This window comes from Psychrobacter sp. DAB_AL43B, assembly GCF_900168255.1.
Lineage (GTDB): Bacteria > Pseudomonadota > Gammaproteobacteria > Pseudomonadales > Moraxellaceae > Psychrobacter.
Genome location: NZ_LT799838.1, coordinates 2,669,170 through 2,690,487, shown reverse-complemented (window position 1 = coordinate 2,690,487; position 21,318 = coordinate 2,669,170). Strand labels below are relative to the sequence as shown.

The 21,318-nt window shown below is 41.5% G+C and carries 22 protein-coding genes; 17 read left to right on the top strand and 5 right to left on the bottom strand.

All coding sequences use genetic code 11. The annotated features are described in order from the left end of the window. Positions 1-94: 94 nt before the first annotated feature. From htpG to DABAL43B_RS11410, 8 genes are all read left to right on the top strand, one after another. Positions 95-2,080, top strand: a complete 1,986-nt coding sequence (gene htpG, locus DABAL43B_RS11445; RefSeq protein ID WP_079692491.1) for a molecular chaperone HtpG — start codon at positions 95-97, stop codon at positions 2,078-2,080. Positions 2,081-2,419: 339 nt separating this feature from the next. Further along, positions 2,420-3,901 (top strand): C13 family peptidase, encoded by a 1,482-nt coding sequence (locus DABAL43B_RS11440; RefSeq protein WP_079692490.1) that lies wholly within the window; start codon positions 2,420-2,422, stop codon positions 3,899-3,901. Positions 3,902-4,003: 102 nt separating this feature from the next. Beyond that, positions 4,004-4,912, top strand: a complete 909-nt coding sequence (gene fghA, locus DABAL43B_RS11435) for an S-formylglutathione hydrolase (protein WP_079692489.1) — start codon at positions 4,004-4,006, stop codon at positions 4,910-4,912. Positions 4,913-5,167: 255 nt separating this feature from the next. Further along, entirely contained in the window at positions 5,168-5,449 is a 282-nt protein-coding gene (locus tag DABAL43B_RS14545; protein ID WP_274903994.1) for a TIGR03643 family protein, read from the top strand. Positions 5,450-5,574: 125 nt separating this feature from the next. Further along, positions 5,575-6,267 carry a ribulose-phosphate 3-epimerase gene (gene rpe, locus DABAL43B_RS11425; protein ID WP_079692487.1) on the top strand — a complete coding sequence of 231 codons (693 nt, stop codon included), beginning with the start codon at positions 5,575-5,577 and terminating at the stop codon, positions 6,265-6,267. Between the two features lie 85 nt (positions 6,268-6,352). After that, positions 6,353-6,697 (top strand): hypothetical protein, encoded by a 345-nt coding sequence (locus DABAL43B_RS11420; RefSeq protein WP_079692485.1) that lies wholly within the window; start codon positions 6,353-6,355, stop codon positions 6,695-6,697. Positions 6,698-6,818: 121 nt separating this feature from the next. Beyond that, positions 6,819-7,130 carry a hypothetical protein gene (locus DABAL43B_RS11415; RefSeq protein ID WP_079692484.1) on the top strand — a complete coding sequence of 104 codons (312 nt, stop codon included), beginning with the start codon at positions 6,819-6,821 and terminating at the stop codon, positions 7,128-7,130. 202 nt (positions 7,131-7,332) lie between these two features. After that, entirely contained in the window at positions 7,333-7,644 is a 312-nt protein-coding gene (locus tag DABAL43B_RS11410) for a hypothetical protein (RefSeq protein ID WP_079692483.1), read from the top strand. A gap of 124 nt (positions 7,645-7,768) precedes the next feature. On the opposite strand, the gene rpmG is transcribed toward DABAL43B_RS11410, so the two are convergent. Both rpmG and rpmB read right to left on the bottom strand, forming a co-directional pair. Next, the gene (gene rpmG, locus DABAL43B_RS11405; RefSeq protein ID WP_062533708.1) at positions 7,769-7,924 is read right to left on the bottom strand and encodes a 50S ribosomal protein L33; all 156 of its coding nucleotides are present in this window, start codon (positions 7,922-7,924) and stop codon (positions 7,769-7,771) included. A 160-nt stretch (positions 7,925-8,084) separates the two neighbouring features. Then, on the bottom strand, positions 8,085-8,321 hold the full coding sequence (gene rpmB / locus DABAL43B_RS11400) for a 50S ribosomal protein L28 (protein ID WP_011280972.1): 237 nt from the start codon (positions 8,319-8,321) through the stop codon (positions 8,085-8,087). Between the two features lie 482 nt (positions 8,322-8,803). Between rpmB and DABAL43B_RS11395 the strand changes: the two genes are divergently transcribed. After that, positions 8,804-10,885: a hypothetical protein gene (locus DABAL43B_RS11395; protein WP_079692482.1), complete on the top strand. Its 2,082-nt coding sequence runs from the start codon at positions 8,804-8,806 to the stop codon at positions 10,883-10,885. 259 nt (positions 10,886-11,144) lie between these two features. Further along, positions 11,145-12,008 carry a formyltetrahydrofolate deformylase gene (purU, locus tag DABAL43B_RS11390; protein ID WP_171996394.1) on the top strand — a complete coding sequence of 288 codons (864 nt, stop codon included), beginning with the start codon at positions 11,145-11,147 and terminating at the stop codon, positions 12,006-12,008. 118 nt (positions 12,009-12,126) lie between these two features. On the opposite strand, the gene DABAL43B_RS11385 is transcribed toward purU, so the two are convergent. Next, positions 12,127-12,933: an inner membrane protein YpjD gene (locus DABAL43B_RS11385; protein ID WP_079692480.1), complete on the bottom strand. Its 807-nt coding sequence runs from the start codon at positions 12,931-12,933 to the stop codon at positions 12,127-12,129. A 344-nt stretch (positions 12,934-13,277) separates the two neighbouring features. On the opposite strand from DABAL43B_RS11385, the gene ffh reads away from it, so the two are divergent. The 7 genes from ffh to DABAL43B_RS11350 all read left to right on the top strand — a co-directional run bounded on the left by ffh (position 13,278) and on the right by DABAL43B_RS11350 (position 19,647). Continuing rightward, positions 13,278-14,834 (top strand): signal recognition particle protein, encoded by a 1,557-nt coding sequence (gene ffh, locus DABAL43B_RS11380; RefSeq protein ID WP_079692479.1) that lies wholly within the window; start codon positions 13,278-13,280, stop codon positions 14,832-14,834. 239 nt (positions 14,835-15,073) lie between these two features. Beyond that, complete coding sequence (gene tsaB / locus DABAL43B_RS11375; RefSeq protein WP_079693108.1) at positions 15,074-15,757, top strand: tRNA (adenosine(37)-N6)-threonylcarbamoyltransferase complex dimerization subunit type 1 TsaB; 684 nt, start codon at positions 15,074-15,076, stop codon at positions 15,755-15,757. Between the two features lie 117 nt (positions 15,758-15,874). Beyond that, on the top strand, positions 15,875-16,717 hold the full coding sequence (locus DABAL43B_RS11370; protein ID WP_079692478.1) for an undecaprenyl-diphosphate phosphatase: 843 nt from the start codon (positions 15,875-15,877) through the stop codon (positions 16,715-16,717). A 67-nt stretch (positions 16,718-16,784) separates the two neighbouring features. After that, entirely contained in the window at positions 16,785-17,675 is an 891-nt protein-coding gene (locus tag DABAL43B_RS11365; protein WP_079692477.1) for a class I SAM-dependent methyltransferase, read from the top strand. Between the two features lie 40 nt (positions 17,676-17,715). Then, a complete protein-coding gene (locus tag DABAL43B_RS11360) occupies positions 17,716-17,955 on the top strand; it encodes a hypothetical protein (RefSeq protein WP_079692476.1) in 240 nt (79 codons plus the stop codon). Between the two features lie 104 nt (positions 17,956-18,059). Next, entirely contained in the window at positions 18,060-18,983 is a 924-nt protein-coding gene (gene ubiA / locus DABAL43B_RS11355; RefSeq protein WP_079692475.1) for a 4-hydroxybenzoate octaprenyltransferase, read from the top strand. Continuing rightward, positions 18,976-19,647, top strand: coding sequence for a DUF4112 domain-containing protein (locus DABAL43B_RS11350; RefSeq protein WP_079692474.1), 672 nt, complete (start codon positions 18,976-18,978; stop codon positions 19,645-19,647). Before ubiA ends, DABAL43B_RS11350 begins: the two co-directional genes overlap by 8 nt. Before the next feature lie 118 nt (positions 19,648-19,765). Here the strand turns inward: DABAL43B_RS11350 and DABAL43B_RS11345 are convergent, their stop codons facing one another. Beyond that, the gene (locus tag DABAL43B_RS11345) at positions 19,766-20,389 is read right to left on the bottom strand and encodes a hypothetical protein (RefSeq protein ID WP_079692473.1); all 624 of its coding nucleotides are present in this window, start codon (positions 20,387-20,389) and stop codon (positions 19,766-19,768) included. Between the two features lie 165 nt (positions 20,390-20,554). After that, complete coding sequence (locus tag DABAL43B_RS11340) at positions 20,555-21,187, bottom strand: hypothetical protein (RefSeq protein WP_079692472.1); 633 nt, start codon at positions 21,185-21,187, stop codon at positions 20,555-20,557. Positions 21,188-21,318 lie beyond the last annotated feature (131 nt).

Below are 21,318 nucleotides of genomic sequence, written 5' to 3'. Positions count from 1 at the left end.
CAAAGATTGGCTTCTCTAATATATATTTGAGCAAGTTTATTTTGATTATGGCTATTTGATAATAAATTTTTAGTATAAATTGAAGGAGTTTTTTATGAGTGAACAGACCCCAGTTGATAACCAGAAAGCTGATAGCAAAAACCCAGAATTAAAAAAACATACGTTTGAAGCGGAAGTGGCGCAGCTGCTGCATTTAGTAACGCATTCGCTATATTCTAATGCTGATATCTTTGTGCGTGAGCTGGTCTCTAATGCTTCTGACGCCTGTGATAAGTTGCGCTTTGAAGCCACCAATGACGACAGTCTTTATGAAAATGATGGCGAGCTGCGTATTCGTATCGCCGTCGATGAAGACTCTAAGACGATTACCTTTACTGATAATGGTATTGGCATGAATGAAGCCGATGCCATCGAAAACTTAGGTACGATTGCCAAGTCAGGTACCAAAGCATTTTTAGATAAATTGTCTGAATCACAAAAGCAAGAAGGTCAATTAATCGGCCAGTTTGGTGTCGGTTTCTATTCTGGCTTTATCGTTGCCGATACGATTAGCGTTGAATCACGCAAAGCAGGCGAGCCTGCGGATAAAGGCGTACGTTGGGTATCAGATGGTACCGGTAGCTTTACCGTTGAGCCAATCACTAAAGCTACTCGCGGCACTGCCATCACTTTGCATTTAAAAGAAGAGTATTCTGAAGGCGAAGACAGCTACTTAGACCGTGGCAAAATTAAGCAGTTAGTGAATAAATACTCAGACCATATCAGCTTACCGATTCAGATGCGTAAAGAAGTCTGGCAAGAAGATGAAGCGGAAGAGGGCAGCGACACACCTGCCAATGGACAAATGGTACTGACTGATGAATGGGAAACCATTAATAAAGCCAGTGCATTATGGACACGCTCAGCATCTGAGATTGAAGACGATGAGTATGTCGATTTTTATAAAAACATCACTTATGATATGGATGCGCCGCTGACTTGGACGCACAACCGTGTTGAAGGTCGCGTACAGTATACGCAGCTGTTATATATTCCGAAAAAGGCACCTGTCGATTTATATACTCGTGACCAGCAGCATGGGCTAAAGTTATACGTCAAACGCGTCTTTATTATGGACGAAGCTGAGCAATTACTGCCGATGTACCTGCGTTTCGTCAAAGGGGTGATTGATTCAGCAGACTTGCCACTGAACGTCAGCCGCGAAATCTTACAAGAGTCACGTGATGTAAAATCTATCCGTGATGGTAACGCCCGTCGTATTTTGACTTTACTTGCAAGCCTTGCTAATAGTGAAGACAGCGATAAGCAAGAAAAATTCGCCCAGTTCTACGCCGAGTTTGGTGATGTCATCAAAGAAGGCGTTGGCGAAGACATGGGCAATCAAGAGCGTATTGCCAAATTGCTCCGCTATGCGACCAGCACTCAAGATGGTGAGACCACCAGCTTTGAAGACTATAAGGCGCGTATGAAAGACGGGCAAAAAGCCATCTATTATTTAACGGCTGATAACTTAGCAGCAGCAAAAAACAGCCCACAACTTGAGTTGTTTAAGAAAAAAGGCATCGAAGTTATTTTGATGACCAGTCGTGTAGATGAATGGGCAATGAACTTCTTAACTTCATTTGATGAGACACCGCTACAAAACATCGCAAAAGGCGCGGTTGATTTAGGCGATTTGCAGGATGAAGCCGAAAAAGCAGAAGCGGAAAAAGCACAAGAAACTTTAAAGCCAGTGGTTGATAAGCTCAAAGCAGCATTAGGCGAGCGCGCGAAAGACGTTAAAGTTTCTACGCGCTTAGTCGACAGTCCTGCTTGTTTGGTTGTTGGTGAAGGTGAGCTATCGCCACAGATGATCCAAATGCTTAAGCAAATGGGGCAGGATGTACCAGAAAGCAAACCAACATTAGAAGTTAACCCTGATCATCCACTGATTAAAAAACTTGAGAGTAGCGAGCAGTCTGACGTCGATTTTGATAAGTTGGCGCAAGTGATTTTTGACCAAGCATTGCTAGCAGATGGCGGTCAATTAGAAGATCCAGCTGCTTATCTCAAACGCGTCAATGAGTTATTGATGAGATAGTGTTTAATCTTTATTAGAATGTTTTGATATAAAAGGAGGTCTTGAGTCTAAGACCTCCTTTTTTTAATGGATTTTTTAAGCGAATTTTACAATTCAGCCTTATGCTCTTGACCGACAATCCGTTACAATCGCGATAGATTAGCGAGCTAAACTATTAGTCAATAATATAATAGATGTGCGCTATTCGTCTCTTATAATCATTTCATAGTGAATTAAATATAAAACTGATAGTCGTATGCCGTGCAAAAAATGTAAATTAAACACGTTAAATGGCATCGATATCAAAGTATTTATCATTGATGTGTTTTATTTCTCTCGATTGGCTAGAGGTCTAAGTCTTTGTCACTTGCGTCATTAAAAACCGTATCGCTTCAGCGCTTTTCGCTCAATTTCGCTGCCAATATCATTGCAACCTTGTGGATGCTAGTAGGGTCGACGCGGGCGTTTTCTTGGGTAAAACCAACCTTTATCCAGTTTGCAGTGTTCGCGCTGTTAGCGCTTGGTAGTAACGTACTATTTTCTTGGTTAGCCGCCCCAGACGGCAGTGTTTTCAATGAGCAAGGATTGGTCAGCTATCTAATTTGGCCGATGATTATATTATTAAGCGGTATTATTTTGGCACGACGCGCTGGTAATCAAGCGCTGGTTTTCGTGCCTGTATTACTGTGGTTGGTGGCTGATACCTTATCAGCGTTATTACAGAGCTTGGTGCAGTTTTTAGGTAGTTATGGTTGGTTGCCTGATTGGAGCTATTCGTTTTTACCTATCTTATTTTTAGTGCTGTTTTTATGGCAAACTTTAGCCTTATTATGGATTTTTTCTCGTCGCTTGCGTATACCTTGGTGGGAGCGTGTCATCGTCATTATCGGTGCGGTGGCATTATTGACGATATGGCAGCGCAACGTCGCTGACCAACCCATATTTAAGCAGATTGCTGTAGAGCCGGTATTGGAAGAAGCGGCATTGTACGAGCAGCCACGTCTACTGCAGGAAGCTTTGGAGCGTCTTGACCCAAGTGTAGCGGGTAAAAGCGACTGGTACTTTATGGGTGTGGCGGGATTTTCCGATCAAAACGTCTTTCGCTCTGAGATTAATAAAGTACGCGAGTTGTTTGATGTGCGTTTTGGTACCAGCGGACATTCGCTGGCATTAATTAACAATACTTACACTTGGTTGGATGAGCCGATTGCGACTAAGACCAGTATATTGCGTGGTTTAAAAAGAATTGGTCAGCAGATGAATGCTGATGAAGACGTGCTGTTTATGACGCTATCGTCGCACGGCGATCAAGACTTTATCCATTTATCTAATCCACCGCTTGCGATGGATAATTTGGATGCTACTTGGTTGCGTGAGGCTTTGGATGCGTCAGGTATTCGCTGGCGGGTCATCGTAGTATCAGCTTGTTATTCGGGCTCATTTATCGATGAATTGGCGTCACCGACGACGGTGGTGATTACTGCTTCGGCAGCTGACAAGATGTCGTTTGGCTGTACCAATACGGCAGAGATGACCTATTTTGGTCAAGCCTTCTTTGCAGAAAGCTTACGTGAAAACACCAGTTTTTCTGCCGCCTTTAAAGATGCTGCTTATCGAGTACAAGAGCGTGAGCTTTACATGGGATTTGAGCCGTCAGAGCCGCAAATGGTTATCGGCAGTTTAATGGAAACCGCCTTGCCGGCATTTGAGCAAGTATTGTTTGATAAAACACGACCGCCGATCGCTAGTATTACTAATAATCCTAATGCGACAAACTCTATTAATATCGTGCCTGATGCGGTTCCAAGTATACCTGTAAGTGTTGATAATACTAACGACTAAATCTTAAGCACTATTTAAATTTTTGTAAATGGTACTATTTCTTAACTAAGTACTTCTTATAAGCCATTGCTATTTTACCTTGGATAAAAAAGGATACTGCTCATGAATAATTCTTATAATCACAGTTTATCAGCCAACACCCAGCTCACGCAAAAAAGTGTCAATCGCTGCTTTGATGGTGAACAGCATTACTATAGCCATCAATCAACGTCTACCAAAACGACGATGACCTTTAGTATTTATCTGCCTGATGAAGCGCTAGCAGGGCAGCGTTGTCCGGCGATTTTATACTTATCAGGTCTCACTTGTAATGCCGATAATGTCACGCACAAAGCCCATTTTCAACAAAAATGTAGCGAGCTTGGCATGATATTTATTGCGCCTGACACGTCTCCTAGAAGTAGTGGCGGCGTTGACAGTAGAGATAGCAATGAAGTGCCAAACGACGAGCGCTATTTTGTCGGTCAAGGCGCAAGCTACTATGTCGATGCCACCCAAGCACCTTGGACAGAAAACTTCAATATGCAAAGCTACATCGTCGATGAGTTATACGATTTGCTGCGCTCAGAGTTTCCGATTCATAGTATCGGTATCACAGGGCACTCGATGGGCGGTCACGGGGCTTTATTATTGGGCTTTAAATTCCCAGGTAAGTTTGTCAGCGTCTCAGCTTTATCGCCAGTGTGCGCGGCCAGTGAATCAGCATGGGGTCAGGCAGCTTATGCAGAGTATTTCGGTGATGATACATCCTTGTGGTCGCAAGCAGATGCTTCACAGTTAATTGAACAAGTCGGTCAGCAGTATTCGAGTATCTTGGTCGACCAAGGTGCTGCTGATGAGTTTTTAGCAGAAGGTCAGTTGCAAACGTCTAAATTACAACAGGCTTGTGAAAAAGCCAAGCAGCCCTTAACTTTACGTTATCAGGCAGGTCACGACCATAGCTATTATTTTATTCAGAGCGTTATTAACGATCATATCGAACATCACTGGCGCAAGGCACAGCTTAACTAGGTTTTGATGTCGCATTATTATTTCGCTATATTGTTTTATAGTTACAAGGTTGTTCTTATGGCAAGTTATCAGGATTTAACAGTCCTTAAAGCAGGCGTTCAGCTAGCAGATTCTAATGCTGCTCAATTAGCGCTTGCGACTATGCAAGCCGATATGGATGCGGCTTTAAAAAATAAGCAGCGTACCCATATTAATATTAATGCTAATGCCAATTTGAATGGCGAGCAAACCAATCCTATTAACTCAAATGAATTTATCGCCCAATCAGTCAATGAAGCTGGCGATAGAGTACTTGATGAATCGCAAGTTTCACGTGTAATAGAGATGGCTTGGGAAGATAGAACGCCGTTTGGGGCGATAGAGCATAGCTACGGTCTTAATGAAGCTGGTGTTATTAAGCTCATGCGTCAAGAGCTAAAACCATCGTCTTTTCGATTATGGCGTCAGCGCGTGAGCAATCGTGCTACCAAGCACCAAGCAAAACGAGGCTTTGAAGTAGGTCGCGCTTACTGTAAAACTCAATATAAGCCACGCTAGTTATTTAGTACTTTTGATTAGCATGGTTACGTTAGATATGTAGAGATTACTAACACCGACAGCAGTTTTTTTATTAAACTTTTATATAACTATCAATGTATAAACATCAATTAGGTAGCTCAATCATGATCAGTCCCTCTAAGCCATATCTAATCGCTCCTTCTATTTTATCTGCCGACTTTGCCAAACTGGGCGAAGAAGTAGACAGAGTATTAGAGTCAGGTGCCGATGTCATACATTTTGATGTGATGGATAATCATTATGTACCCAACCTAACGTTTGGTAGTATGATTTGCAAGGCGCTGCGTGACTATGGGATTGAGGCGCCAATTGACGTACATCTCATGGTTAGCCCTGTCGATAGTATGATTGAGCAGTTCTTAGAGGCGGGTGCGAGTATCATCACTTTCCATCCAGAAGCCAGCACGCATATTGATCGCTCTTTGCAGCTGATTAAAGATGGCGGTGCAGAATGTGGCTTGGTATTGAACCCAGCGACCCCATTACATTATTTAGACTACGTTATGGATAAAGTAGATCAAATCTTACTGATGAGCGTCAATCCCGGTTACGGTGGTCAGTCGTTCATTGAGGGTACTCTAGAAAAAGTTCGCCAAGTCCGTCAGCGCATCATTACCAGTGGCCGTGACATCAGATTAGAAGTCGATGGTGGTATTAAAGCCAGTAATATTCGAGCTATTGCGGAAGCAGGCGCTGATATGTTTGTTGCGGGTTCCGCGATATTTAATCAAGAAGATTATAAGGCTGCTATCGATGCCATGCGCGAAGAGCTGGCCTTGGCAAATGGCAATTCATAACCATTATATTGAATAATGAATCAATTATATTGAGATGTGTTGTCTGACTTATTATATATAACGATACATCACGTAAAGGTGAAATATGAATACCCAAAACGTTAAAATTCGACCTGAAACCAAGCAAGTGCCGCAATCACCTAGCTTAGTACCTAAAGGTATTACAATAGGTTTGGCAGTGTTTGCGCTTGTTTTAAGTCTAGCAGGCTATGGTTTTCGCTTGATGGTAGGTGATGATACCGGTGAGGTATTACGCCACGCTGCGGTGATAGTGCCCGCATTTATGCTTGGTATCCCCCTGTTTTTTTGGGTGGGTTCACGCATACTTAACAAGATTAAAGGTATGCATATAGAGGGCTGGAATGCCATTAGCTTGGGTTATTTAACGTCTTGTATATCGATGCTATGGTTGATGGGTACTTATAGTTAAACCTTTATCAGCAAAGATAAATCTGCTTAATAAATATAGTATTGCAATATTTTCTATAAGCCGTTTTTGATATACTTTTTAATCGTTAAGTCATGCTCTATAAGCGTGACTGGAATTTTATATGAGAATAGTACCGACCAATATTGCCAATATCATTTATCCAAAAGACTTACCAAATGGTTTATTCACAAGCTTAATTATTGGCTGTTTGCTGTTAGGACTGTCGTCGCTACGACATGGTACTGACCTGCAAGGCTGGTTACACGTCTTTGAAAACTGGCTGCTGATGTTATTGATACTGCCAACGGCTACTGCCACTGTGGCGCTACCATTCAAATATCGCGACCCTACTTTTGAGCTAAAGCTTGTTTATTACCTTGGTATGTTTGTTGCGTTCTTATTCACCTTAGCAAAGCTGCGCTACTGGCGTTAATTAGTGACAGGCTTCTATAAAACTGAAACAGTTAAACCCTGTTTGTGCAAAAGACTTGTATGACAGCCCTTGAATTCTAGGCTCAAAGCGTCCATTGTATGAGTAAGATAGTTTTGCCCGCATCACTGTAAGACAGTAGCTTTAGGAAGTTGAATCAGCGCGTTTTTTACAGGTATAAAACGGGATAATAAGGAAAACATTAATGCCATACGATATTGATAATGAGATAGAAGTAGATAATGACAGTACAGATCAGTTCGCAGGATTTGCCAAAGAGACAACCCTTGAGCTGGTAGAAGCAGACGATGGCAAATTGCTATTACGTGACGCTGAACAAGATGAAGCGCCGCTGATGACGATTGATTTTTCTGATAAGCTAAAAGAGATATTAGGTAGTGATACCCAAGCGATTGGTCAGCATATGATTCATGCGGCGATTCAAGTAATCATGCAAAAGCAGATGAGCCAATGGCATGCCCATGTTTATGATAAAGAACCGACGCATTATAGTTAATGCTGTATAAATTAGTAGCAAACAGCTAAATAGTAGAGAGTCAAAATCTCAGCAATAAAAAAAGGGTTTATCCATTGATAAACCCTTTTTTTTGTTCAAATAAAACCATTTATACAAATGGATATTATTTGATTTTTGCTTCTTTAAAGAGCACGTGTTGGCGAATTTTTGGATCGAATTTCTTCATCTCCATTTTGCCAGGCATAGTGCGCTTGTTTTTGGTAGTGGTATAGTAATACCCAGTACCAGCAGTTGATACTAATTTAATTTTATCTCTCATGATAGCTTTCCTGTAAATGAGCGGTCTTCAATCGATAGGTATGGATCCAAAATATTAAGTGGTGATACATCTACGAAATAAATATGAATTTCATAGATGTATCACTTAAAAGCAGTCTAATCAACGATTATCATCAGTTAATTAAACTGCCAATAGTCACTTATACTTTTTGACCTTGTGCGCGTAAATCTACTAGCACTTTATCGATACCCAGTTTGTCAATGATGCGCATACCTTTGGTAGACACACGTAGACGTACAAAACGATTTTCTGACTCTACCCAAAAACGATGGTTATGAAGGTTTGGTAGAAAGCGACGACGGGTTTTGTTGTTTGCGTGCGAAACATTATTACCCACCATAGGGCGCTTTCCAGTCACTTGGCAAACTCTAGACATGGCGAACTCCTAATCTATGAGGTATGAGGTTTTCTCATACCAGTCTGGGCAAGTTGCACGTATTTGCGGCATGGACACAGCAAGCGGCAGCTTTGCACCAAACAAAACTATATGAATGTTGAGCTGATTTACTGTCATTAAAGGCAAATAACAGGCAAACCAATTCAGAAAATTTTAAAGCCGACATTTATACCATAAAAGTAATGAATACTCAAATATTTTTGTGATAGTTGTTGGTTTAAACGACCGCTATTATACCCTGAATTGAGTGCACTATGTTATTGATTATTTAATAGTAAAGATTCATTTTTTAGTTGTAAGTTATAACAAAAGTCAGTAAAGTTGCGGTTATATATTTAATACAATCTGTTAATATAACTGCTATTATTGTAAAACTATGTATCTTTACTAAGCCAATATCAGGCTATGGAAAGACTGTGTATATTTAATCAGATAAATTACTGCTGCTGCGGAGTTCAAAAATGTCATATAGCGCACTACCACTTACGTCTAAGTTGTTTCAGCTCACTTTTTTAACTTGCGCCTTAGCATTGGCAGGCTGTGGTGGTGGGGATGGCACAGATATAGTCGCACCTGCACCTGATTTGGGTGTCCAGCCAGGTACGGGTACTGATGGTGGCGGTATAGGTAATGGTAATATTGGAAATGTGCTGAAGATCAGCCCGATGTCGCTTTTAGATGCTAATGGTAATCTCACTAGAGTTGTGTCGACGGCAGGTGCAACTGCTAAGGTAACTGTAACAGACTCTAAAGGTAATGGGGTAAGCGGTGCCTTAGTTACCTTCAATGGTGAAGGAGTTAAGTTTGGAACAACTAACGGTGCAGTATTGACTAATGCGGAAGGCGTTGCAACCACCTCTGTAGTGCCACTATCCTCCAATGATACTAGTAGCTATAGTTTATCTGCCACAGCTAAGTATGAGGATATGACTGCTACTACTGCTGAATATAACTACTCATTACAGTCGGTTGATATTACTTTAGTGAGCTTTTCAACAGGAGAAAGTGTTTTAGAGTCAGGGGCCTCTACTATAGTTACCTTGCAAACTAAAGACACGGTAACCAATCAATTTCAAAATGATGTGACAGTCAATTTTTCTGCGACCTGTGGATCATTTGAAAACGCTATTGTGAGCTCTTCAAACCAGGGGAATATAAGTTCAACTTATAAAGCAATAGGTAGTAATGGTAATTTATGTGAAGGTAAGCAGACCATTACGGCAGTGACAGCTAATAATACATCTTCTGCTCAAAGTATCGAAATTAATATTAAAGCTATAAAGGCTAGTAATATTATATATTCTACTAATGAGTCAGTAGTACTAGGTGCAAAAGATAGTGGTTCATCATCTTCTGGTCAGATTGAATTTACAGTTTATTCTAATGGTGTGCCAGCAGCCAATCAAGAGGTAATACTTGATTTAATTAAGTCTCCCATTGACTTTAATTTCATTTCGCAAGGTAATAGAAATCCTGATACATTAAAAAGCGATTCATCAGGAAGAGTGACTGTAAATCTATATCCAGGTAATATTCCTGGACCAGTAGAGATTCAAGCTACATTAAAATCAGATAAATCTATCTCTGCTTCAGCTAAGAATATAGCTGTTGCTACAGGGAGACCTACGCAAAAAGGCATTACACTAGCACTTGAAAAAAATGTTCTAGCTGATAATGCTATTGATACTTCAGGTGTGTCAGTTTATTTGACTGACCGTCAAGGCAACTTTGTTCCTAATGGTACAGTGGTTAGCTTTGTGGCTGAGGGTGGCACCATCACTCCAAATTGCGCAACAGTTGAAGGCAATTGTTCTGTGACATTTACTTCACAGAATCCGAGACCTGCAAATGGTCGAGTTAGCGTGATTGCATATGTAGAAGGAGATAAGGCGTATTCAGATTTAAATGGAGACAATGTCTATACGGCAGGAATAGATAGTCTGTTAGATAATATTGGTAACTTCTTTCGTGATGACAATGAGGATCTGAAATATAATCCTGGTGAATTTGTTTATAAAAGAGGAGCGCTCCCAGATAACGCTAAACAAGTTTCTTGTGCTGCAAGTACTCTATCTCAACCTAACCTACCAAATTTTGTACTTGAAAATATAAATATTCCGACTACATGCGACGACTCATTAGCGACGGTATTACGCAAACAAATTATCATGGGTGTTGCTAACGATACGCCAACTTTTTATAACTACAGGGTTACACCAGAAGCAATCTCATTTGAAATGTATGGTAACAGTCTAAGAACAGTATCTATGCCTTCTGGTACAACGCTAAGTCTTGCAGTAAATGATAAAACACCTAATAATAATCTTAGTTGTGAGTCTGATATAGTAGATGGTAATATAACTGTGCCTAAGCTTGTAAATCTAAATCGGGTGGATGGTACTACAAATCAAAACTTCTTTGAAGGTAGTGAAGATATTCTATATACCGTATCAACTTCTGGCTGTGCGAGTGGTGATAGTATTAAATTATCAGTCACAACACCAGCACCAACTTCAAAAACTACTACAGTACAGCTTTTTTAAAAATTAGTTTAGAGTTTTATAATACAAAAGCCCCCAATCCTCGCGTTGGGGGTTTTTGTATTATAATTTCAATAACCAAAAACAATCAACTCAATCAGCAAATTTATGTAAAAGCAATTAGAATAGTCGGTTTCCTATGCTGCTGATAGCACTCATAGCAGTTGGTCAATCTTATATCCTAATTGGGCGAACTATGTCAGACACTGCAACGATTGCTTCACCGAAAACTTCATTCCAACAGGCATCTAAAGTGCCACCTATGACCACTGCTATTGATACTGCCACACTATTGATTAAATGCCGTGATCAAGCAGGTATCGTGCAAGCGGTATCCGAATTTATTCATCGCTATGGCGCTAATATTATTACTCTAGATCAGTATTCAACTGCTCATGAAGGTGGTCAATACTTTATGCGTTTAGAGTTTGTCTTAGCAGGATTGAGCGAGATTATTGATAATTTTGAAGCCAGCTTTGCCCATACCGTTGCCAAACGCCATAATATGGAATGGCGCTTACACGACAATGCCATTAAGACCAAAGTCGGTATCTTAGTATCAAAGTTTGACCATGCGTTACTAGACTTACTATGGCGACATCAGCGCGGACTGCTTGATTGTGAGATTACTTCTGTCGTCAGTAATCATGAAGACTTACGTCAAGCGGTAGAGAATTTTGGCATCACCTTTCATCATATACCAGTGACCAAAGATAATAAGGTAGAGGCAGAAGAGCAGATTCATCAATTGATGGCCGGCAATGATTTATTGGTATTAGCGCGTTATATGCAGATATTATCGTCTGATTTTGTGAAGCGTTGGCCGATGCAGATTATCAATATTCATCATTCATTCTTGCCTGCGTTTGTTGGTGCAGATCCTTATCGCCAAGCTTATGATAAAGGCGTAAAGCTGATTGGGGCGACCGCGCATTATGTCACCGCTGAGCTTGATCAAGGACCTATTATTGAGCAAGATGTGCACCGTGTGACCCATCGTCAAGGGGTTGTGGAATTACGGGCTATTGGTCGTGATATCGAGCGCAATGTATTGGCACGCGCAGTAAACTGGCATGTACAAAATCGCGTGATTGTAGCGGGAAACAAAACAGTGGTTTTTAATTAAAATCGTTTTGATTAGAAGTTTTCTATCCATAAATTTAGATAAGCGGTTATCTAATTAACAAGTATCGCTAATGAGATGACCGCCGATATTTTTTATCAGACTTTTTATTAGGCACTACTTATAACACCATCTCTAACACAAACTTACTGCCGACAAAGCCAATTGCTAATAAAATAAAAGCGTAAATGGTGATGTTAGCAGCGCGTTTGCCACGCCATCCAGCACGCCAGTTGCCTAATAACAGCGCCCCAAATAACAGCCACGATAGCAGGCTAAACACCGTTTTGTGGGCAATGTGCTGCGCCATCAAATCTTCTACGTAAATAAAGCCAATCCCTAATGCGATGCTAAGCAGGACAAAGCCTACCAATAGCATATCAAATAATAGACTTTCCATACTTTGAAGGGACGGCAGTTTATTAACCCAAAAACGGTGAATCGATTGGTGCTTCAGCTCACGTATTTGCAGACGCAAAAATAGCGCTTGCACCGCCGCCATCAGCAGCACACAATAGGCGGCAAGTGATAGTAATATATGAGCTTCAAGCCCCATACTGATATCAGTGAGCGGCCGATAAGGCGCGCGGCCAATATAGCCGATTATCATACCTATGAGTGCGGTCGGTGCGGCGAGGATGCCCAGACTCACGATAGGTCGGTACAAACAGAACATGACATAAAAGAATAAGAAAAATAAACTGATCAGGCTAATGATATTAAATAGGTTAAAATTTAACCCATAAAGAGTGACAACATGTGGGTAGAGTAGCGTCGCATGTGCCAACATACCCACCAATAATAAGCTTAAGCTTGTGCCTTTATGGATAGGTTTATCTTGAATCAGCGCCCAACCAATATGAATGCTGACTAAGAGGTAAGCCACACCAGCAAGTAAGAATGCAAGTTGCAAGATAAAAGACCTCATCTCATAATGAGCGCTCAATTTAATGCTAAAAAATGAGCGCTCAATTTAATGCTAAAATGGTATTATTAGAACAATCATCCAATTTATCATAAAATGGCAGTCAATTGAGTACCATCTTACGTATTCCTGATTGCAAAACGATTATGGGCAAAACCATTATTTGTAGACCGACTATAAATTTTGAGTCGTCTTAATGCTATAGTATTGATAATATGCTGTTTTTTATAGTGATTTTTATAACTGCTTTTATAAAAGCGCGACCCAATATTTTATAATATACGCTAATACTATTTATAGACCATTTGAATGGTTTAACTGAGAATTATTTTAACTGAGAGTTATTTATGTTTGATACCTTAACCGAACGCTTATCATCGAGCCTGCGCAATATCGCAGGCACAGGGCAATTGACCGAAGACAATATCAAAGACACTTTACGCGAAGTACGTATGGCGCTGCTAGAAGCCGATGTGGCGTTACCTGTCACCCGCGATTTTGTGAAGCGTGTCAAAGAGCAAGCGCTTGGTGCTGAGGTGCTCAAAGAGTTGGCGCCAGGACAGGCATTTGTCAAAATTGTCCATGACGAGCTGACTGAGATGATGGGCAGTGCCAATCAGCAGTTAGAGATGACCGGCAAGCCACCAGTGGTTTATATCTTGGCAGGTTTGCAAGGTGCGGGTAAAACCACCACTGCTGGTAAACTGGCTAAATTCCTACAAGAGCGTCATAAAAAGAAGGTTATGCTAGTATCTGCTGACGTCTATCGTCCAGCAGCGATTCAGCAGCTTGAACAAGTCGCTGGGCAAGTGAATGCCAAGTTCGTTAATTCAAGTAGCGACGAAAACCCGATTGATATTGCGCTACGAGCTATTGAAGAGGCTAAAATTCAATATCAAGATATTTTGATTATTGATACAGCGGGTCGTCTGGCTATTGATGAGACCATGATGGATGAAATCAAAGCGTTAACCGCTGCGGTTAATCCTTCTGAGACGCTTTTCGTCGTTGATGCGATGACTGGTCAGGATGCGGCTAATACTGCCAAAGCCTTTAACGATGCGCTGCCATTAACGGGTGTTATTTTAACCAAGACTGACGGTGATGCGCGCGGTGGTGCGGCGCTTTCTGTACGCGCTATCACAGGTAAGCCGATCAAGTTTTTAGGTCGCGGTGAAAAGCTAGACGCGCTAGAGCTGTTCCATCCTGAACGTATTGCCCAACGTATTCTTGGTATGGGTGACGTACTTAGTCTAGTCGAAGAAGTTGAGCAAAAGATTGATCGTGATAAAGCCGAAAAAATGGCGAAAAAGATGCAAAAGGGCGGCGAGTTCGACCTTGAGGATCTATTGACCCAGTTTCAACAAATGAAAAGTATGGGCGGTATGGCGGGCTTCTTAGATAAGATGCCGGGTATGGGTGGCTCGGATATGCAAAAAGCCGTCGAAGATGCTAAGCCTGAAGAAAAAGTGCGTGAAATGGAAGCGTTAATTAATTCGATGACACCATTTGAGCGCAAAAACCCTGATAAGATTAACCCAAGCCGTAAGCGCCGTATTGCTGCTGGCTCTGGTCGTGAGATTCAAGACGTTAATCGTTTGCTCAAGCAGCACAAGCAAATGGCAAAAATGATGAAGATGATTTCTAAGCCTGAAGGCATCAGTAAAATGATGAAATCGATGCAAGGATTGATGGGTGGCGGTGCTGGAGCAGGCGGTGGCGGTGGCGGTGGTCCATTATTCGGCGGTGGTGGTCAGCAAGGCGGCGTTAAAGATGTGAATCCGCAGCAAATGGCGAAACAGATGGGACTTGATCCAAACAACATGCCAAGTACCGAAGAGATGCAAAAGCAGATGCAAGAGCTACAAGGCCAAGCACCTAAGAGTTTCAAAAAACGCTTTTAAGTGACTTAAAGCTATTTACGGTATCTTTTCATAAAACCTCGACGCTAAATGGTGTTGAGGTTTTTTACGTCTATCCTATTTAGATATATTCTCATGGATAAAGCATGAAAAACATAGAAAGTAATAAAATTAGTCTGCCCTAAATGCTATGATAGGCGCTGTTTTATGAAGCTGGTGCTTTTTACCGTACTAAGTTATCAAGCCAATTTAGAGCGCCAAGACTATAAGCCGAGGTTATGATGTTTTTAGCAATGGATACCGTGTTTGATCAGTGTTCGATCGCGATTTTAGATACCAGCGGTCAAGTACTATCGAGTCATACCGAAACGGGTAAGCGCCAGCAGACGCAGCAAATCCTACCGATGATTGATGCCGCTTTATCTGAGGCTCAGTTGCGCCTCGCTGATATAAAAGCATTAATATTTAATCGTGGCCCCGGCGCCTTTAGTGGTATTCGGATTAATACAGCGGTAGTGCAGGCGTTATCCGTGGCGCATGACATTCCTTGCGTCGGTGTTTCAAGCTTGCAAGCGATTGCCCAATCTGCCTACCAAAAGTACGGCTTGACGCACGTATATAGTGCCCTCGATGCGCGTATGCAGCAGGTTTATTTTGGGCAATATGCGCTAATAGACAATATTATGCAGCCTGTTAATCAAGACAATGGCGAAAATACTGAGCAGTTGCTAGATTATGACAGTCAAACAGCGCTTAACATTGCTATCGTCGGCAATGGTGCTGGTTTATTGAGCCTGCATGATGAACAAATAAGCCATGATGAGGTTTGGCCTGATGCAGTAGTAATAGGGCAATTAGGCATCGCCCAGTTTATGACGTTAGGTGGTACAGATGCCGCGCATGCGCTACCACAGTATCTGCGCAATCAAGCGTGGAAAACGCTCAAAGAGCAAGGGAAAGCGTAGTTTTTCCCTATTAAGATAGAAGTTATTGATAATGACTAAATATGTCGTAGCTATCAACTATTATAAAAGTAACAATAATATAAGACAGCCTGTAGGTCTGTTTTTAGGAAAATAATTGTGGATATACTCTTATTAATTCAAGCTGTCATCATGGGTATCGTTGAAGGTATCACTGAGTTTTTACCTATCTCTAGCACAGGATATTTAATTTTATCAGCCGATTTGATGGGCTTTTGGACCAAAGAAAAAGTCGATTTGTTTGTGGTGGTGATACAGTTTGGCGCTATTTTAGCGGTCATTTATGACTACTGGGGTAGACTATGGCAAGCACTTATGGGTCTGCTGACGGGTAAAGCAGAGGGCATGAGTAACCCAAGGCAGCTTGGATTGAGCTTAATTGTTGCCACTATTCCGGTGATGATTGTTGGTTTTACCTTTGCCGATGAGATTAAAGCTTATTTATTTAATCCTATTGTCGTTGCGATTATGCTAATTATCGGCGGTTTGCTGATATTTTATGTCGAAAATCGTCCTAAGCCAATTATTGCGCAAGAAGCAGAAGACGTTAGTCTAAAGACGGCATTGATGATAGGTTTGCTGCAATGTTTGGCATTGATACCTGGTACCTCGCGTTCAGGAGCGACCATTATCGGTGCACTGTGGCTTGGGGTCTCACGTAAAGCTTCCGCTGAGTTTTCCTTCTTTTTGGGTATTCCGGTTATCATTGGTGCGGCACTACTAGATTTTATTAAGCATCGTGACGTTTTGACCAGTAGCGAAGATTGGTTAGTGCTAGGCATTGGTACCGTCGTGTCATTTATCGTTGCCTTACTTTGTATTCGCTTATTGGTCGCTTGGGTCAGTCGTCGTGACTTTAAGGTGTTTGCTTGGTTGCGTATTATCACTGGTGTGTTGGTCTTAATAGCCGCTTGGGGTTTTGGTTATCAAATGGCAGGCTAAACTTTATAATGGAATGGTTTTTGATAGCAATTCATGATGTGGTAAGTATGAGAAAGGAATGGCAGTCATGACCAATGTAAAGCACGTACCGACCGCTGCTATAAACTGCCAACTACTTTATGTTAGTCAGACGCAGGCAAGTCAAGTCGAGAGCTTACAGGCGTTGATAGCTGAGCATGCGCTACCCATTATTTTAAATATTGAACTGGTGACAGAGAAATTAAATCAAAAACATCGCCAGCAATTAAGTCAAACATCGACTCAGCCTGTCTTATTATTAGATGATAAAAATAAGCTCTCATGGCTGAGTGATGGCTTAAGCGTTGCCCCTGAATGGGATAAATTACAGCGGCGTGTGGTAAGTGCGGGACGCAAGTCTGAGTTATTATTGCAAGCGGCAAAAATCACAGCGGATAGCAGAGTTATTGATGCCACTGCTGGCTTTGGTCATGACAGCCTAATATTGGCCAGTACTGGCGCTCAGGTAATAATGCTTGAGCAGCAGCCCTTAATGGCGCTGCTATTGTTAGCAGAGCAGCAGCGCATGAGTACGTTAGCAAATTGGCAAAAATTGATGTCACGTTTGCATATTATTAATACGGATGCACTTAGTTATTTTCAAAGCGTTAATAATGAATCAGTCGCTGATAATAGTAAAATCGTCGATATGGTGTATCTAGATCCTATGTTTCCAGAGGATAGCTACCAAGATAGTAAAACGGGTAAAGGGGCTAAAGTGGGTAAGCATATGCAAGCATTGCACCAATTGGCCAGCCCACCAACATTAGACGAAGAACGGCAATTGCTACAATCTGCGCAAGCAGTGGTCAGTCAAAATGGTCAAAAACAAGGCCGCGTCATTGTTAAGCGTCCACAATCTGCGCCGTTACTTGCTCATCAACAGCCAAGTGAGAGCTGGCATAACGAAGCGGTACGATTTGACGGTTATTTTGTTTAATTATATGAAATAAGACAGCTTATAAATTTAGGAGCAGGGAATGTCTGTATTAATCGTTTGGGTGATGGGTGCGGCGTTATTGTTAATCAATATTATGCTGCGTACCAGAATTTTGCGACTTGAAGCACGTCTAAAAGAGTTAAGTAATCCTAAAGAGCAATTGGCGTTTTTACGTCAGCAAGCCGCACAAAAAGAGAAAGTTGCTGCAATTAAAGCCTTACGCAAGCAATATCCTGAGCTGTCACTTATGGAAGCAAATAAGATGTGGCAACACGTTTAGTGGCATTGATAGTATCAAAGCAGCGTAAGCCAAGTTCTATATACTAAATTGCTATGCACCCAAATTATTACTTAATACTTTCTATCGATGATAATTAAAACGCCATGACATTTAACGACAAACTACAAGCCTACATCCAGCTAACACGCTTTGATAAACCGGTGGGCATTGAGCTACTGCTTTGGCCAACATTATGGGGCGTGTTATTCGCTGCAATGGGACAAGCACAGCAGCAAGGCGAAGGCATTACGGCAGGTCTACCGAGTTTAAGTATCTTTATTGTTTTTGCCCTTGGGGCGATATTGATGCGGGCGGCAGGCTGTGCGATTAATGACTTTGCCGATCGTAAAGTCGATGGTCACGTTGGCCGTACTAAAGGTCGACCGCTAGCCGATGGCCGTCTTTCTGGTAAAGAGGCCATTGCAGCATTTTTAGTATTGGTGTTATTAAGTGGCAGTCTGTTATTCTTTTTGCCCATTGAGGTGTTCTATTGGTCGTTTGGTGCCGTTATATTGGCATTTATTTATCCGTTTATGAAACGCTATACGCATTTACCACAAGTATTTTTGGCAGCCGCTTTCGGCTGGGCGATACCGATGGCTTATGTAGCGATTCAAGGCGCACCTGATATTTGGTGTTGGCTATTATTTTTGGCATATATGTGTTGGACAGTCGCCTATGATACCCAGTATGCCATGGCCGACCGTGAAGATGATTTAAAGATAGGGGTCAAATCAACAGCGATATTATTTGGCCGCTATGATGTGATTATTATTTCAGTGCTACAAACTTTATTTCTACTCATCATGGGCGCGGTTATGTGGCATTATTTTGCGCTAACCAGCTTGGGCATTACGCCCGTATTTGGACTGGCTTTAGTCGCCATGATGTTTGCCAAGCAAAACAGTGCTTGTGCCAGCCGTAATGCTTTAGCCTGCTTTCAGGCATTTTTAGCCAATATATGGGTAGGGCGTTATGTCTTTGCTCTTATAGCCATCGCTTGTATCTGGACGACTTTTAATGGATAAATTAAATAAATTTTCGAGATTAAAAGCGAGTAAATCATCTAATGCGCCTGTCGTAGATTATCAGGCAAGATTGGCTGCGCAAGGGCTAACCCGAGAGCAAGTCATCGAGACTGAGCGTAAATTGGCAAAGTTTGCCAATACCATGGATTCTCTCGTTCGCATTCCTTTTACTAAACAAGGCATGGGTGCCGATGCCGCACTTTCAACCATTCCACTGGCGGGTGATTTGGCGGGATTGGCGTTAACCAGCTATGCGTTCATATTGGGTCGTCAGCTGGGAGTACCGGCGCATAAAATGACACCAGCCGTCAGACTGGCGCTCATCGATATGGTAGTCGGGATCGTACCTGGTATTGGAACGTTGCTCGATATCTTTATTCGTCCCAGTCGTAAGACCTTGGGCATCGTGCATGAACATCTAAAAGACGAGTATGGCATCACCGAAACCATGCATATGGATCGACCATTTTTACATCAGTCATTAGAAGACAAGCAACAACAAAGTCGCTTTGGTTTCTTTTGGCGCAATCCAGTCGTCGCTTGGCTATATTTGCATATACCTGATATATTGGGATTAATGGTTATTATCATTATCGGTTGGGGCTTGTGGACAGTAATAAGCTGGCTGGTGAGTTTGTTTGGAAAAACAACAGGCTTTGGTTAAATAAAATTAAAATAAGTCAAATTAATAGCAAAAAAGGCGGCAACGATATCAACGTTTGCTGCCTTTTTTATTGTCATTTTTTTACTACCTTTACCACATGGTTTTATGCTTATAAAGCTTACTCGGTAATCACTTCTGCATCGGCACTAATGGCATCAAAGCTTGTCATTTTATTGTTTTGAATAAAGTCGATTGTACCACCGCCAGCATGACTGACCAGCTGCATACTGCCATCGTTTGAGCGGTAGGTGGGATTATTCCCTTGACCTTCAGGTGCACTCAAAGTTATTTTTGGTTTGTTGGGTAAGGTGACAACAGCGTTGAGCATACCTGCTGCCGACGTTTCAAAGACGACTGATAAAGATTCACCTGTGGCGCTTTTATAACGGACATCAGTGATTTGAGCGCCTTTAATAGCTTGCTCTGGATTGGGCGCTGGAGCAGGGTTATTTGCTGCCAAATCTGTTGCATCAAGGTCATTTTCCAGCTCAGCTAAGCTCATATCTTGCTCTGGGCTAGTAGTAGGCTCAGCGGCATTTGCCTCTTCATTAGTGACTGTAGGCGTATTGATGTTAGAAGTCACGGGTGTCATTTGAGATGCCGCTTCAGTGGTGGTCTCGTTAGCTGTCTCAGGCTCTGGTGCTTTTTGGCAAGCACTCAGTAGTAATATACTCAAAAGAACGGCAGAAACAGTTTCAAAGTCGCGCTTTGGTTTGGCAAAGGTAGCGGGAAGGTTTTTCATAATAAGATGGCTATCCATTAATAGGGTTTTATTTAAACATAGTGAACCACGTATAACTATCTCTTACTAAGAATCACTAATTACAGTAATACCTATATTAAATATAGTCTTTCACAGTTATTTGCGATTACCATCAATTTTTTATTCGTTGTTCGCATGTATTATTTACTTTAACTTTAGATTATCGGCTGCCATGCCACTTTCTTTATAGACGTCATCTAGATATCGGCGGCTGGCAAGTAATTTATCAACGACACCACTTTGGCTTTGGGTATTAAGTTTTTGCGAGAAATCTAAAATCAAGTTTAGTTGACCTAGCACCATGTCATAGCTGGTATTTTGTTTATCGTTATCAATAATAACGGTTTTTGCATAATTTTGATCGAGGCTAAGATAGTCAGTAATCAGTTCTGGGACACGTGTGCTGATGAGTTTATTGAAGGTAAATAATTGTGATTCAGTGATTTGATCGTGATGAGTAGACTCATATTGCTGCCCGATATCATCCATAGTTGCTCGAAACGTTTTAGGCACTTGCTCGTTATAAAGTAGTCTAATAAAGGGATGCTGCGCTGAAAAATCAATGACAGTAAGCTCATTACTTTGTTCATTATTTACCTTTTCTCTTGATGCCCTATTTGCTTGAGAGTGTGCGGCTATACGACTTGCAGATGCTAAATACTCTTGATGACGTTGTATAGAGGCCGTTTGCGTGCGCTTAGACTTTTCTCTCATCACAAAAACGATGGGTACGATAATAATAAGGCTAAGTAGAATGAGTAAGGTAAAAAAAGACATGTTAGGACTCTGTCATTAAGACTGCTATTTATTTTAAAAATAATTTTAGATTACAATATAACATGCTTGTGTTATGTTAAGGCAAAACAGCGGTCGATAAAAGTTTATATGACTATCAAGTATTTGCTTAT